Genomic DNA, 14,553 nt, shown 5'->3' on the forward strand with positions numbered 1-14,553 from the left:
CAATCATTGCACACCGAGGACCGATTGCAGAAGTGCCGGGACGTCACCAATTCCGTCGACCCGGAACGGGGCCCGGGTCTTCCCCGGACCGACCTTCACCCCGACGTCGCCCGGACGCAGCACGGCGAAGGCGTCCTCGTCCGTCACGTCGTCGCCGACGAACAGGACGGCGTCGGCGTCGACGACCTCGCGCAGCCAGTCCAGGCCCGCGCCCTTATCCGCCCGGATGACTGAGGCCTCCAGGACGTTCTTGCCATCGGAGAGGGCCAGGCCGGTCAAGGACTCCAACCGGCTGCGTGCCTCGCGCAGGGCCGAGGCCCCCACCGCGGCCTCCGCCTGCCTGACATGGAGGACGACGCCGGCCGGCTTGTGTTCCAGCGTGGTCCCGGGATGCCGGGCGCTGACCTCATCCAGCACCGAGGCCGCGGTGGCCAGCAGGGCCTTCTGGTCCCGGCCCAGGTCCAGGCCGCCGGCATCGGCGGCCAGTTCGGGGGGCGCCCACCGCTGGCCGCCGTGGCTTCCCACCAGCAGGACGTGGGGTTCCGGCCGGGCCACGGTGCGCAGGCTCTCCAGATCCCTGCCGGAGATCAGCGCGGTGACCGTGTTGTCCAGCTCGCCCAAACCGGCAAAGGCCTCAGCGGCGGCCGGCAGGGCCCGGGCGTCCTCGGGCCGGTCCACGAACGGGGCCATGGTGCCGTCGAAGTCCATGGCCACCAGCAGCAGCCTGACATCGCGCAGGCGCTCCAGGGCGTGACGAAGGTCGGCATCCAGGGCCATGCTCAGTCCTCCTCGGTCCGCGCCAACGAGGCCAGGAAGTCGCGCGACCAGCGGGCGACGTCGTTGGTGCTGACCTGGCGGCGCATGATGCGCATCCGTCGGGCGGCTTCCTGCTCGGGCATGCGGATGGCGTCCATGATGGACTCCTTCATCCCGTCGATGTCGTGCGGGTTCACCAGCACGGCGTGGCGCAGCTGGTCGGCGGCGCCGGCGAATTCGCTGAGCACCAGGGCCCCGCGGTTATCGGCATGGGCCGCCACATATTCCTTGGCGACCAGGTTCATGCCATCGCGCAGGGCGGTGACGAGCATGACGTCGGCGGCCAGGTAGAGGGCCACCATCTCCTCGACCGGGTAGCTGTGGTGCAGGTAGCGCACCGCGGTGTGGCTCATGGTGTCGTATTCGCCGTTGATCCGTCCGACGCTGCCCTCCACGTCCTCGCGCAGGGTGATGTAGTGGTCGACGTGTTCGCGGCTGGGGCTGGCGACCTGGACCAGCGTGGCCTGGCCCACGGTCAGTTCCTGGTCGGCGAGCAGTTCCCCGAAGGCCTTGATGCGGTGGCGGATGCCCTTGGTGTAGTCCAGCCGGTCGACGCCCAGCAGGATCACATCGGGATCGCCCAGATCGGCGCGGATCTCGCGGGAGCGGGCCAGCACCGCCGGGTCCTCGGCCAGGGTGGCGATCAACGCCGAATCGATGGAGATCGGGTGGGCTTCGGCCCGGGCCACCCGGCGCGGGGTGCCGTCCTCGTCCTGGACGTGCACGCGTTGGGATTTGACCGTGAACCCGAGGTAGCGCTTCACGCAGCGCAGGAAGTTGCTGGCATCGGACTGGCGTTGGAAACCGATCAGATCGGCGCCGAGGATCCCCTCCAGGACGCGGTGGCGCCAGGGCAGCTGCGCGAAGATCTCCATCGGAGGGAACGGGATGTGGTTGAAGAAACCGATCTTCAGATCCGGGCGCATGGCCCGCAGCAGGCGGGGGACGAGTTGGAGCTGGTAGTCCTGCACCCACACGGTGGCGCCCTTGGAAGCGGCCGCTGCTGCCGATTCGGCAAAACGCACGTTGATCTCGCGGTAACGGTCCCACCAGGTGCGGTGGAACTCCGGGGGCATGATCACATCGTGGTAGAGCGGCCACAGGGTGGAGTTGGAGAACCCCTCGTAATACAGCTCCACATCCTCTTGGCTCAACGGCACCGGAACCAGATGCATGCCGTCTTCCTTGAACTCCTCGAGCTCCTCGTCGGTGGCACCGTGCCATCCGACCCAGGCACCCTCGGCCGAGGCCATGACCGGGGCCAACGCGGTGACCAGGCCACCGGGGGAGCGGCGCCACTGTGAGACGCCCTCGGCGGTGACGACCCGATCCACGGGCAGACGGTTGGCCACGACCACGAAATCAAATTCGCCGGTGACTGCCTTCTTCTCGGCGGTGACCGGAGCGCGGCGTTCGCGTGACGCCGTCGTGCTCCGGTAATCCTGCATGCTGCTCACTGTATTGGGCACGGCTTGCCTCCTTGGGGTGCGTGGACGTACCTCTTCTGCCCCGAGCTTATGCGCCCGGGGCGGGCCCTGCACTCCCTTCACGGCGGGCACACAGGAACGGTGCCCTAAACTAAGTGGGGTTTCCCGTCCGATCCAGCAGAGTAGGAATGTACTTTCATGGCATCAAACACCCCGAGGCCGCCGAAGGCCGAGAGGAACGCCACCGCCCGTGAGCAGGCTCGACAGCTCCACGCACGGCAACAGACGGCAGAGAAACGCAACTCCCTGTTCCTGAAGCTCGGTGTCCTGGTGGCGATCATCGCGATCATCGCCGTCGTCGTGACGCTCGTGATGCAGAACAACAAGACGAGCATCCCCGATGCCGGACAGGCCCCGGCCCACGGCAACCAGTACGGCGGATACACGCTCACCTCGGACGGCCTGACCGAGACCCCGACCATGTCGGTCGACAAGGATGCGGTACCCGATGCCGGGAGCATCGACGGCAAGAGCGTCCCCGGCGGGGTGACCGAAGGCAAGAAGGGCGACCCCGTCCAGGTCGTCATCTACGCGGATATGAGCTGCCCGGTCTGCAAGGACTTCGAGAGCCAATACGGTGCCGATCTGGAGAAGCTGGCCGACGACGGCGACATCACCCTCGAATACCGGATCGCCACGTTCCTGGACCGCATGTCCTCCACGAACTACTCCTCGCGGGCCGCCAACGCGGTGGCTTGTGTTGCCGATGCCAAGCCCGAGGCGTTCAGCGACTACCTGACCGCGCTGTTCGAACAGCAGCCGGAGGAAGGCGGCTCCGGCCTGCCCAACGCGAAGCTGGCCAAGATCGCCGAACAATCCGGGGCGGGGGACATCTCCTCCTGCGCCGACGGCACCGAATTCCGGCCCTGGGCGGAATACGTCAACGTCGGGTTCCAGAAGTACGAAGTCGGCGGAACCCCGGCCGCCTACATCAACGGCCACGAATGGAAGATCGGCGAGGAGGACTTCAAGGAGGTCCTCGACCAGGCAGTGGCGGATAACAAGTAGCCCCGGCCGCTATCGCCGTCCGGGCGGCTCCTGCTGCGGCGGGAGCCGCCCGTTTCCGCACCGGAGGGCACCTGGGCTAATCTTGTTCATGCTGCCGGGCATCCGGCGCATCCGCCTCCTTAGCTCAGTTGGCCAGAGCACCTGTCTTGTAAACAGGGGGTCGCCGGTTCGAATCCGGCAGGGGGCTCCACCATTCCCCGGCGCTGCCCGGCGCTGCCCGGGGCCGTCCGGGTCCCACCGGTGTTCCCGCGGGGTTGCTAGTCGCCCGCACACCTATAGCTGCCCCTGGATATATCGATTCGGTTCCACGTTACGGTCTGCGCGGCTGGTGGCGCGGGGCTCTCCCAGAGAGCACGGGTCGGGTTGGTCTGGGAATCGGGAATGACAACCAGCACCTGCACCTCCAGGGTGGTCGTCTCCTTGAAATCCAGGCCGCCGAGCGTGGGATCCGAGTAGGTATGCGACGTCGTTCCCTGTTTCAGGAAAATGGACTTCGTCGTGGTCGGCTCCGCCGTGGTGTTGGTCGTCCTGATTTCGTAGCGCATCGGAGCTGAAAGCTTTTCTTCAGGCGCTTTCCATACAATCTTCGCTTCCTTCCTCCGGGGCCCGAGGACTACGTCCAGTGTTTCGCACGTGGGGGGCGCGGAAAGGGAGGGGACGGTCAACGCCGTCACGTTCGCCGAGGCGTGCTCGGGGTCGACCCATTTGGCTTCCGTCGGACTCGGAGCGGGGCCGGAAATCAGTAGGACGAGTGCTCCCGCGGCGACCAGTGATCCGACGCGGGCCCCCTTCAAGCGACGCTGTGGTTTCCGCCTTCGGGAAGCGGTGAACTCGATCGGTTGATCGTCGTAACGGCCCATGGCCATAGCGTAGGGCATCGCCCGGAGGGGATGGCGCCGACCCGCCTTCATCGGGGGGTGGGGCCGGAGGGGGAGGACGGGGTCTAGAGGACGACGCGCAGCAGGAAGAGTCCCACCCAGACGTAGCCGATGACCAGTCCGGCGAGCGCCAATCCGGCTCCGCCTTCGCCGGTGCTGCGGATCTGGGAACGGGCGATGTGTCCGAAGACGATACCGAGGATGCCGGTGAACAGCCCCAGGACCAGGGCCAGGATGGCGAGCACGTTAGTCTGAGCCGGGACTGGTTGCTGGTATATCGGCTGCCCGTTCATCGTGTACCCGATTTGGGGCGGCGGCCCCTGGGGCAGGCCCGCTCCGTGGCGCGCGCCGACACCGGCCCTCGGTTTGCAGACCGCCAGGATGATCACGACGACGGCGGCGGTGACCACGGCGGCGACCACCAGGATTATCAAAAGATGCCAGGCCTGTAGTCCGCCCGTGGGTCCTCCTTCTTGGCGATGGCCAGGCCACCGCAACGCGCTACTTCGTAGTTCTCCTGCTGTTCCGGCCCCGCCCGGCATTCTTCTCCGCCGGTGGGCACTGCCGGTCCCAGCCTATTCGGCCTGGTCCTCCACGGTGACACCGGTGACGTTCGCCAGTTCCGAGAGCCGGTGGACCAGCTCGTTGAGGGCCCCGGTCCCTTCGATCTCGAGCTCGACCCCGACCTCGCCGGCGGCGGATTTCGCTTCTGCCCCCTTCATCAGCCGGCTCATGGTCCCACCGCTGCCACCGTCTTCGCGTTCGGTGGAGAACCCCTGGATCTGGAATCCCTGGGTCGTGCAGGCCTGCAGGATGGCCCGCAGGGCCCCGGTGCCATCGACGTAACTGACGCGCAGGCCATGTTCGGTCCGGTTGCCCAGGGAGGTGCGGCGCACGAGCCAGGGATAGGTGTAGGCGACCACATAGTGGGCGAAGACCACGAAGACCGCGGGAATGATCAGCCCGGCCCCGGAGGCCGTGCCGATGGCCGCGGTCAGCCACACCGAGGCGGCAGTGGTCAGCCCACGGACCTTATTGCGTCGTACGAAGACGAGCCCGGCGCCGATGAAACCGATGCCCGAAACGATTTGGGCCGCCACCCGGGAGGGGTCGAGGTTGATGTGGTCCTGGACGGCCGGGGCGATCACATCGGAGAACCCGTACTTGCTCACGATCGTGAACAGGGCGGCGCCGACACCGACCAGGGTGTGGGTGCGCATGCCCGCCGACTTGGCCTTGAGCTGGCGTTCGAATCCGATGGCCGTGGACAGGACCAGGGCCACGGCCAGGCAGATGAGCATCTGCCACCAGGTGGTTTGCCCGGACAGCACCATTATTCCGACTCCCTCATGGCGTGGAAGAACCCGCCGTTGCCCGATCCCGTCTCCGCCGCATTGCCCCTCGAGGCGTTGGCGCCGGGGCGGACGACATCCATGCGCCGGATTTTACCCCAGGTGCCATTCGTCGGGGGCGGGACCGCCGGATGCTGCCGGTGGCCGTGCGTCGGGAGGGGAGATCGGGAAGGATGCGAAAGGGGTCACGAGGGGCTCGACTAATTTGGTGGCGGGCCACGCCTCCGGTACCCTTTCTAGGTACGCCATCGTGGCGTGACATCCGGTTCTTTAGCTCAGTTGGTTAGAGCGTTCGCTTCACACGCGAAAGGTCGCTGGTTCGAATCCAGTAAGAACCACCATCACCCCTCGTCCGGCAACGGACGAGGGGTTTTTCGTGTCGTCGTGACCGTCTGTCGGCGCGGTTCAGCGACGGGCGCTGCCGGGATCAGGCCTTCCGGCTGCGTCCGGGCCACCACAGCTTCTCGCCCAGGTCGTAGGCCAGGGCAGGGACCAGCAGGGAACGGACCACGATGGTGTCCAGGAGCACGCCGAAGGCCACGATGAAGCCCAGCTGTGCCAGGAACAGCACGGGAAGCACCCCGAGGGCGGCGAAGGTCGCAGCCAAGACGAGCCCGGCGGACGTGATGACTCCGCCGGTGGCCCGCAACCCACGCAGGATCCCCACCCGGGCCCCGTGGATGGAGGCCTCCTCGCGGACCCGGGTCATCAGGAAGATGTTGTAGTCCACGCCCAGGGCGACGAGGAAGACGAAACCATAGAGCGGCACGGAAGCGTCGGCGCCGGGGAAATCGAACACCGAATTGAAGACCAGTGCCGAAACGCCCAGTGCCGTGCCGAAGGACAGGACCGTGCTGGCCACCAGGATCAGCGGAGCCACGATCGACCGCAGCAGCACCACCAGGATCAGGGCGATCACCCCCAGGACGATCGGGATGATCAGGTTGCGGTCGTGGATCGAGGCGTCGCGGGTATCCAGTGCGACGGCGGTGTCCCCACCCACCAGCACCTGGTCGTCGAAGGCGGGGGAGTCGAACTCGGTGCGCAGCCGTTGGACGGTCTCTTCGGCCTGCGTTGATTCGGGGGCGTCCTTCAACGTGGCATTGAGCATGACCTGGCCGTCGTGTTCGGTGGGGCGGCCCACCGCGTCGACGCCGGGGTCCTCGGTGAGCACGGCGGTCACGTCCCGGGCCTGGTCCTCCGGGGCGATGACCACTGTCGGGGCGCCGGACCCCGCGGCGAAGTGTTCGCCGAGGGCCTGCTGGCCCGCCTTGGAACCGGTCTGCCCGATGACGAAGTCCGTCTGGGAGATGCCGTCGGCCTTCAACTGGCCCACCCCCAGGGTGCCGATGACCAGCAACAGGGCGGTGGCGATCCAGACCGTGCGCGGGCGGGAGGAGACCAGTCGGGTGACCGCGGGCCAGAGCCCGCGTCCGGTGCGGGCGTAGGCCCTGGACTTCTCGGTGTCGGTGCCCTCGTCGCGGGTGGCCGGGGCATCGGCATCCAGGGCCCGGGGCTTGCGGGGCCAGTAGGCTGCCTTGCCGGCCCACATGAGCAAGGCCGGCAGCAGCGTCAGCGCAGCCAGCATGGCGAAGACGATGCCCAGGGCGGCGACCGGGCCCAGGATGCGGTGGGAGTTCATCTCGCTCAGCAGCAGACACAGCAGACCGGCGATCACCGTCCCACCCGAGGCGAGGATCGGGCCGATCGCCCCGCGCAGGGCGGCCCAGGTGGCCTCCCAGCCCCGCCCGAACCGGGCCAGTTCGGTCTGGAAGCGTGAGACGTAGAGCAGTGAATAGTCGGTTGCGGCCCCGATGACCAGGATCATCAGGATCCCCTCGGTCTGCCCCGACAGGGTCAGCACCCCGGCCTTCGCCAGAGCGACGACCAGTGCCATCGCCCCCGTCAAGGCAGCCATGGCCGTGCCCAGGACGATGATCGGCAGCAGCGGGGAGCGGTAGACGATGACCAGGATGACCAGGACCACGGCCAGGGCAACGAGCAGCAACAGGCCATCCAAGCCGGCGAAGGCACCGCCGATGTCGGCGCTCATGCCGGCCGGGCCGGCCACATAGGTCGAGACCCCCGGGACCGGGTTCTCGGCCAGGAAGGAACGCAGGTCCTCCACCGAGACGCGGGTCTTGATATCCGAGCCGTCGGCGGCGTGGGTCTTCAACGGAACGAAGCTCACTGCGGCGAGACCGTCCTCGCTGGGCCGGGCCGGGGAGACCGATCCGGGGACCACGGTGTCCAGGGTCTGGACGTCATCGAGCAGCCCCTGGATCCCCTGGAGCTGTTCCTCATCCAGTGGGGAGTCGGCCGTGAAGACCAGGGTGGCCGGTAGGGCGTCGGAGGAGCGGAACCCGGGCTGGAGTTCGTGTACCAGGGTGGCTTCGGCGCTCGCCGGCAGGTGTTCGGCCGGGTCGTTGACCGAGACCGCGTTGACTTCCGAGAACGCCCGGCCGCCCATGGAGAAGGCGACGAACCACAGGATGATCAACACCGCGGGGATCAGGATCCGCACCCGCCGTCGCGGCCCGGATCCGGGGTCCGGGGCTCCCACGGCGGGCTTCCTGGTATCGAGGGACGTCATGGTGGGGCCTTCCTGGAGGGGTTCTCGTCGGGTTGTCTTCGACGCTACGGAGCCCCGCGGCAGCCCGGATCAACCGATCGGTTGATCCCGTGTCCGGGCGGTTTTTGATGTTGGACACATCGGCGGGTCCACGCCGCTTCGGGGCTTGCCCGCGGTTGTAGAGTTGCTTACAGGAAACCCCGTCAGAACAGGAGAGTTCGTGTCCGACCGCGACAAGCCGGAGCCCTCCGAAATCACGACACGCACGCAGGATCCGAACCCGAAGGCCGGGTCGATTCCGCGTATTCCGACGTCGGAAATCAAGCAGCCCGCAGGCCTCTTCAGCCGACTGGCCCGGTCCGCAAGCCGTTCCACCGAGAACGACGACGATGCGGCCTCCGACACCGAGGACACCGCACCGGGCTACCACGACGACTGGGTCAAGACCGAACCCACCGGCGCCCTGGCGTATACCCCCGAGGCCTCCGACGCCGTGGAGCAGGCCCGCCCACGGGCCGACCATGTCCTGCCCAGCGGCAGTGTCGACCTGCCCGGCTCTCCTGATGACCGTTCCAAGACCGAACCGGTGTGGGACGGCATCACCCCCCGCACCGCCGAAGTCCCCGTCGCCGCGCCGCCGACCGATACGCCTACCCCCGGAGGGAAGGGTGCCGCGACCCCACCGGCCCGGGACACGGACCAGGCCGGCGAAGCCCCGGCTCCGACCTCCCCCGAGCAGCGCATCAAACCTGCACGGACCGCTTCGCGGAAGACCCGGCCCGGGTGGCCGGGTATGACACCGGGCGGGTCCACCCAGGGCGGAACCACGCCTGCCGGGGATGCTGCCGCGACCCCGGCAGCCGGCTCCACCCGCAAACCGGCCCCGTGGAAGATCCCCGCGGCCCGGCGTCCCAAGCCGGCACCGAAGTCCCCTCCGACGACCACCGCCGTGCCCATCGACCCCGCCGTGGCCAGGGTTTCCAACGTTCTCCCGCCGGAGGCCCGCACCGGGCCGACCAATACCGCCGCACCGAAGACCGCTCCGCGGCCGACACGGCCGGCCCCCGCGCCGTTCCACGCGCCGAATCCGTTGCCGACCGTCGCCCGGGCCGCAGGAAAGGCCACCCCGGCGGCCAAGCGCGCGTTCTCGAAGCTGATGCATACGGAGTCGCCGCCGACCCAGGCGTTCTCGATCGTGGACCGGCTGGTGGGCAGCCCCTACGCGAACCCGCTGATCCAGACCCCCGGCGAGTACGACGCCAACGCCCGCCAAACCCTGGAATTCGCGCTGGACATGGCGGAGTCGATGTTCCGTTTCGGTGCCGGTGCCCTGCAGGCGGAGACCAGCGTCATCGCGGTCACCGCCTCGTTGGGTCTGAGCAATGTCGATGTGGAGATCACCAACCAGTCGATCCACATCAACTATGCCCCGCAGGACCAGAACCCGGTGTCGCTGCTGCGGGTGGTGCGTTCCTGGACGGGCAACTACCGGGGCCTGGCGCTGCTGCACGGACTGGTCTCGGAGATCATCGCCGGGGGAGTCACCCGTACCCAGGCCACCGAACGGTTGCACGAGATCCTGCGTCAGCCCAAGCCCTACCCCCGGTGGTTGGCCACCGTGGGCGGTGGCGGGTTCTGCGCGGCCTTCGTCATGTTCATCGGGGGCAGTTGGTTCGGGGCCCTGGTGGCCCTGGTCTCGTTCTGCCTGATCACCGGCATCATGAACGTGGTGGGTGGCTGGAAGGTCCCCGAGTTCTTCACCATCGGACTCGGCTCGGCAGTCACCACGGGCATCGCCATGCTCCTCTGGGCGGTCAACGCCCCGATCTCCCCGGCGGTGGTCGTGGCCGGCGGGATCATGTTGCTGTTGCCCTCGTCGAGATTCGTGTCGGCGGTCCAGGACGCGATCAACGGATTCCCGGTCACCGCAGCGGGCCGCTTCTTCTCCTCGATGCTCATCTACGGGGCCATCATCGCCGGGATCACCGCGGCGCTGGTGACCGGCACCTTGCTGGGAATGCGCCGACTCGACGTGGCCAACATCGACCAGATCACCTATCCGACGGCGTTCCTGGCCTTCCTGGTCGGGGTCGCTGTGTTCTGTGTGTCCCTGTTCGAACAGACGGCTCGCAGCCTGCTGCTGCCCACCGCCGGGGTGGCCCTCACCGGCTATCTGGCCTACCTGCTCGCCCAGTCGGTCGGGGTGGGGGACCGGATGGCCCCGGCCGTGGCCGCCATCGTCGTCGGCGGCGTGGGCCGCTGGGTGGCCATGAAGATGACCGCCCCGCAGTTGGTGGTCGCCGTCCCGGCAGTGACCTTCCTGTTGCCCGGGCTGACGATCTTCAGGGCCATGTATGGCATCACGATCGACGCGGGCGACATGTCCGTGGGGCTGCTGCAGATGTTCAACGCCTTCGCGATCATCGTGGCCATCGCCGGCGGCGTCGTGCTCGGCGATACCGTCGCCCGTCCCTTCACCAAGGGGTGGATCACCCACGAGCGGCGGCGGATCCGCCGCCGTTAGCGGAGCAGGCTATAAACCCGGCAGTGGCTCCGTGACCTCGGTGTCCGGCGCCCCCGCCCCGGAGCCGCCACGGCCGCCCTCGGCCCCGGGCAGACGCCATTGGACGGGGGCCGCCCCCTGGGCGGTGAGCAGTTCGTCGGCCCGGGAGAACGGACGCGAGCCGAAGAAGCCGCGCCGTGCGGACAACGGCGAGGGATGGGCGCTGGTGATCACCGGCGTCGACCCCAGGAGCGGTTCGAAGCCCTGGGCGTGCCGGCCCCACAGGATCGACACCAGCGGGGCCCGGCGTGAAACCAGTGCGGTGATCGCTGCGGTGGTGAATTGCTGCCACCCCAGTTTCCGATGCGATCCGGCGTCCCCGGCGGCCACCGACAGGATCGGGTTCAACAGCAGCACCCCCTGCTCGGCCCAGGGGGTCAGGTCCCCGGAAGCGGGGAACGGATATCCGGTGTCCTGGCAGTACTCGGTGAAGATGTTCTTCAGGCTGCGCGGCAACGGGTCCACCGAGGCGTCGACGGCGAAGGCCAGCCCGGTCGAATGGCCGGGCGTCGGATAGGGGTCCTGACCAAGGATGAGGACTTTGACATCGGCCAGCGGACGGTGGAAGGCGCGCAGCAGGTGGTCGCCGGCGGGCAGCACCTGTTCGCCGGCGTCGCGGCGGGCGGAAAGCTCGGCATCGAGCTTCTGCAACCGGGGCATCTCGGGCGCAAGTGCCGCCGCCCAGTCGGGGGCCATGGGCCAGGGAGTGTGCTCGGCAGCGGTTTCCATGGGGCTATTCTCCCCGCAGGAGGACGCCACGCGGCAAATGACATGGATGTAATTCGCCATTAGGATGGGGGTGGGTGAAATCGCCTCCGGGCCGGGTCCGGAGGTCGGACGCGCCGGTGACGCGACAGGTCTAGGAGGCATGCGATGGCAGTACAAGCGGGCGAACTGGAGTTCGAACCCGACGAAGACAGCGCGCTGGACGTCCGGGACCAGCAGATCCTGGCCCTGGAACGCCAATGGTGGAAATACGCCGGGGCCAAGGAACAGGCCATCCGCGAACTTTTCGACCTTTCGGCCGCCAACTACTACCAGTTGCTCAACGCACTTATCGACACGGACGCCGCACTGGCGCATGATCCGATGCTTGTCAAAAGATTGCGTAGACTTCGATCAACGAGGCATCGTGCCCGCAGCGCGCGCCGGCTGGCGGGCGAGGCGTAGGCCCGATTCCGGCACCATCCGCCGCTGCACCGAAGGAACCAAGGACTGCGATGACGAAGTACCCGAACGACGAGTTCGACAGGGTCCCGGAATTCACCGACCGCAAGGGGATCCACCGGCAAGCCATGACCGGCGCCGCCAGCCGCCGGTCGCCGTTGGGCTGGATCGTCGCCTTCGGCATCCTGGCTCTGGTCGTGGGTCTGTTCAGCTACTTCGTGCTGCCGCAACTGACCGGTCAGCCGGTCGCGACCTCGGAATCAGTGTCCAGCCCGGCCAGCCAGTCGCCGGCCCCTGGATCGGAATCCGCAGCGGAAAGCGGGGCGCCGGAGGACGATTCGGCGGCCGCGGAATCCTCCGCAGCGGCCGAATCCGCCGCCGCGAAATCGGAGGCCGCCGCATCGAAGGCCGCGGAGAAGTCCAAGGCCGCTGCCGCATCCTCCAGCTCGGCCGCCGCTGCCTCCTCCAGCTCGGCCGCCGCCGCCCCGGATACCTCCACCAAGATCGGCGTCTACAACGGGTCGCGCCGGACGGGGTTGGCCGCCAGTGGGCAGGCCAAGCTCAGCGCCGCCGGATTCAGCAACCTCAGCGCCGCGAACTGGACCAAGCGGGTGAGCAGCTCGATCGTCTACTACAAGGCGGATGAGGATCGGGCCACGGCCGAGAAGGCCGCCGGGGCGATGGGCATCGGCACGGTCTACCAGACCACGCAGATTCCCGGCCGGATCGCCGTCGTCCTCGGCTCCGATTACTAGGTCCCCGAGGCCCGGATCGGGCCGCCGGGGTTAAGCCCGACGTGAAGAGTTTCCCGGAAACGGCCCCCATGGCTTGCACTCGAGGGTGGGGAGTGCCAATAATTGACTTAGCACTCAGGTGTTGCGACTGCTAAGCGCGGCGCGGATCGGATCCGTCGCAGCGCATCGGCGTCGAACACCGCGGGTGAACCCCGGATCAGTTGCAACGAGGGTGTGGGCACGGCGTTCAGACAACGCAGGACCCCGCTCGTCCGTCGCGGGCGTTTCAGCTGGTTCATGAATTCGCAAGACTGTCCCGAAAGGACCACTAGCCACCATGGCCAAGATGATTGCATTTGACGAGGAAGCACGCCGCGGCCTCGAGCGGGGTCTGAACACCCTGGCCGACGCCGTCAAGGTGACCCTCGGCCCGCGTGGGCGCAACGTTGTCCTCGAGAAGAAGTGGGGCGCCCCCACCATCACGAACGACGGCGTGTCCATCGCCAAGGAAATCGAACTGGACGAGCCGTACGAGAAGATCGGTGCCGAGCTGGTCAAGGAGGTCGCCAAGAAGACCGACGACATCGCGGGCGACGGCACCACCACCGCCACCGTGCTGGCCCAGGCCCTGGTCAAGGAAGGCCTGCGCAACGTTGCCGCCGGCGCCGACCCGCTCTCGCTCAAGCGCGGGATCGAAAAGGCCGTCGAGGCCGTGACCACCGAATTGTTCGGTTCCGCCGTGGAAATCGAAACCAAGGAGCAGATCGCCGCCACCGCGTCGATCTCCGCCGGTGATTCCCAGATCGGCGAGCTCATCGCCGAGGCACTGGACAAGGTCGGCAAGGAAGGCGTCGTCACCGTCGAGGAGTCCAACACCTTCGGGCTGGACCTGGAACTGACCGAGGGCATGCGCTTCGACAAGGGCTACCTCTCGGCCTACTTCGTCTCCGACGCCGAGCGTCAGGAAACGGTCCTCGAGGATCCGTACATCCTGATCGTCAACTCCAAGATCTCCTCCGTCAAGGACATGGTCGCCGTCCTGGAGAAGGTCATGCAGTCCGGCAAGCCGCTGCTGATCATCGCCGAGGACATCGAGGGCGAAGCCCTGGCCACCCTCGTGGTCAACAAGCTCAAGGGCACCTTCAAATCCGTCGCCGTGAAGGCTCCGGGCTTCGGTGACCGCCGCAAGGCCATGCTGGCCGACATCGCCATCCTCACCGGTGGCCAGGTCATCGCCGAGGAAGTCGGGCTGAAGCTCGAAACCGCAACGCTGGACCAGTTGGGCCAGGCCCGCAAGGTCGTGGTCACCAAGGACGAGACCACCATCGTCGAAGGGGCCGGCGACGCCGAGGAGATCTCGGGCCGGGTCAACCAGATCCGTGCCGAAATCGAGAACTCCGATTCGGATTACGACCGCGAGAAGCTGCAGGAACGCCTGGCCAAGCTGGCCGGCGGCGTGGCAGTGATCAAGGCCGGTGCCGCCACGGAGGTCGAGCTCAACGAGCGCAAGCACCGCATCGAGGATGCCGTGCGCAACGCCAAGGCAGCCGTGGAAGAGGGCATCGTCGCCGGCGGCGGCGTGGCCCTGATCCAGGCCGGCGAGAAGGCCTTCGCGAAGCTGACCCTGGAAGGCGATGAGGCCACCGGCGCCAACATCGTCAAGGTCGCCATCGAGGCCCCGCTGAAGCAGATTGCCTTCAACGCGGGCCACGAGCCCGGCGTCGTTGCCGATAAGGTCAAGGGCCTGGCCTCGGGCCATGGCCTGAACGCCGCCACCGGCGTCTACGAGGACCTGCTCGCCGCCGGGGTCAACGACCCGGTGAAGGTCACGCGCTCCGCACTGGAGAACGCGGCCTCCATCGCCGGACTGTTCCTCACCACCGAGGCAGTCGTCGCCGATCAGCCCGAGAAGGCCGGCGCAGGCATGCCCGGCGGGGATGACATGGGCGGCATGGGTGGCATGGGCGGCTTCTAGC

General features: G+C 67.7%; 12 protein-coding genes and 2 tRNA genes. 7 read left to right on the plus strand and 7 right to left on the minus strand.

Translation table 11 applies throughout. The features are described from left to right. Positions 1-3: 3 nt before the first annotated feature. Together otsB and ACT3S6_RS14225 are read right to left on the minus strand one after the other, a co-directional pair. Positions 4-777 (minus strand): trehalose-phosphatase, encoded by a 774-nt coding sequence (gene otsB, locus ACT3S6_RS14220; RefSeq protein ID WP_444555490.1) that lies wholly within the window; start codon positions 775-777, stop codon positions 4-6. A gap of 2 nt (positions 778-779) precedes the next feature. Continuing rightward, positions 780-2,264 carry an alpha,alpha-trehalose-phosphate synthase (UDP-forming) gene (locus tag ACT3S6_RS14225; protein ID WP_444555501.1) on the minus strand — a complete coding sequence of 495 codons (1,485 nt, stop codon included), beginning with the start codon at positions 2,262-2,264 and terminating at the stop codon, positions 780-782. Between the two features lie 177 nt (positions 2,265-2,441). Here ACT3S6_RS14225 and ACT3S6_RS14230 point away from each other — a divergent pair, with 177 nt between their 5' ends. Together ACT3S6_RS14230 and ACT3S6_RS14235 are read left to right on the plus strand one after the other, a co-directional pair. Then, positions 2,442-3,311, plus strand: coding sequence for a DsbA family protein (locus ACT3S6_RS14230; protein WP_444555491.1), 870 nt, complete (start codon positions 2,442-2,444; stop codon positions 3,309-3,311). Between the two features lie 113 nt (positions 3,312-3,424). Continuing rightward, positions 3,425-3,501 (plus strand) — tRNA-Thr (locus tag ACT3S6_RS14235). Between the two features lie 67 nt (positions 3,502-3,568). On the opposite strand, the gene ACT3S6_RS14240 is transcribed toward ACT3S6_RS14235, so the two are convergent. From ACT3S6_RS14240 to ACT3S6_RS14250, 3 genes are all read right to left on the minus strand, one after another. Next, a complete protein-coding gene (locus ACT3S6_RS14240; RefSeq protein WP_444555492.1) occupies positions 3,569-4,171 on the minus strand; it encodes a hypothetical protein in 603 nt (200 codons plus the stop codon). Positions 4,172-4,254: 83 nt separating this feature from the next. Next, positions 4,255-4,611, minus strand: a complete 357-nt coding sequence (locus ACT3S6_RS14245; RefSeq protein WP_444555493.1) for a DUF4190 domain-containing protein — start codon at positions 4,609-4,611, stop codon at positions 4,255-4,257. Positions 4,612-4,764: 153 nt separating this feature from the next. Beyond that, positions 4,765-5,523 (minus strand): MgtC/SapB family protein, encoded by a 759-nt coding sequence (locus tag ACT3S6_RS14250; protein WP_444555494.1) that lies wholly within the window; start codon positions 5,521-5,523, stop codon positions 4,765-4,767. Between the two features lie 282 nt (positions 5,524-5,805). On the opposite strand from ACT3S6_RS14250, the gene ACT3S6_RS14255 reads away from it, so the two are divergent. Beyond that, positions 5,806-5,882, plus strand: a tRNA-Val gene (locus ACT3S6_RS14255). An 86-nt stretch (positions 5,883-5,968) separates the two neighbouring features. On the opposite strand, the gene ACT3S6_RS14260 is transcribed toward ACT3S6_RS14255, so the two are convergent. Continuing rightward, positions 5,969-8,134, minus strand: coding sequence for an MMPL family transporter (locus tag ACT3S6_RS14260; RefSeq protein WP_444555495.1), 2,166 nt, complete (start codon positions 8,132-8,134; stop codon positions 5,969-5,971). Positions 8,135-8,333: 199 nt separating this feature from the next. Here ACT3S6_RS14260 and ACT3S6_RS14265 point away from each other — a divergent pair, with 199 nt between their 5' ends. Then, positions 8,334-10,637 carry a threonine/serine exporter family protein gene (locus ACT3S6_RS14265; protein WP_444555496.1) on the plus strand — a complete coding sequence of 768 codons (2,304 nt, stop codon included), beginning with the start codon at positions 8,334-8,336 and terminating at the stop codon, positions 10,635-10,637. A 9-nt stretch (positions 10,638-10,646) separates the two neighbouring features. Here the strand turns inward: ACT3S6_RS14265 and ACT3S6_RS14270 are convergent, their stop codons facing one another. After that, positions 10,647-11,405, minus strand: a complete 759-nt coding sequence (locus tag ACT3S6_RS14270) for a uracil-DNA glycosylase (protein WP_444555497.1) — start codon at positions 11,403-11,405, stop codon at positions 10,647-10,649. 144 nt (positions 11,406-11,549) lie between these two features. Here ACT3S6_RS14270 and ACT3S6_RS14275 point away from each other — a divergent pair, with 144 nt between their 5' ends. The 3 genes from ACT3S6_RS14275 (at position 11,550) to groL (ending at position 14,552) form a co-directional block, all read left to right on the plus strand. Then, positions 11,550-11,846, plus strand: a complete 297-nt coding sequence (locus ACT3S6_RS14275) for a DUF3263 domain-containing protein (RefSeq protein WP_444555498.1) — start codon at positions 11,550-11,552, stop codon at positions 11,844-11,846. Between the two features lie 50 nt (positions 11,847-11,896). After that, complete coding sequence (locus tag ACT3S6_RS14280) at positions 11,897-12,598, plus strand: LytR C-terminal domain-containing protein (RefSeq protein ID WP_444555499.1); 702 nt, start codon at positions 11,897-11,899, stop codon at positions 12,596-12,598. 316 nt (positions 12,599-12,914) lie between these two features. Next, positions 12,915-14,552 (plus strand): chaperonin GroEL, encoded by a 1,638-nt coding sequence (groL, locus tag ACT3S6_RS14285; RefSeq protein ID WP_444555500.1) that lies wholly within the window; start codon positions 12,915-12,917, stop codon positions 14,550-14,552. Position 14,553: the final 1 nt, after the last annotated feature.

Origin of the sequence: Arthrobacter sp. AOP36-C1-22 (genome assembly GCF_052377515.1) — a bacterium.
In the GTDB taxonomy this organism is placed as follows: Bacteria; Actinomycetota; Actinomycetes; order Actinomycetales; family Micrococcaceae; genus Arthrobacter_H.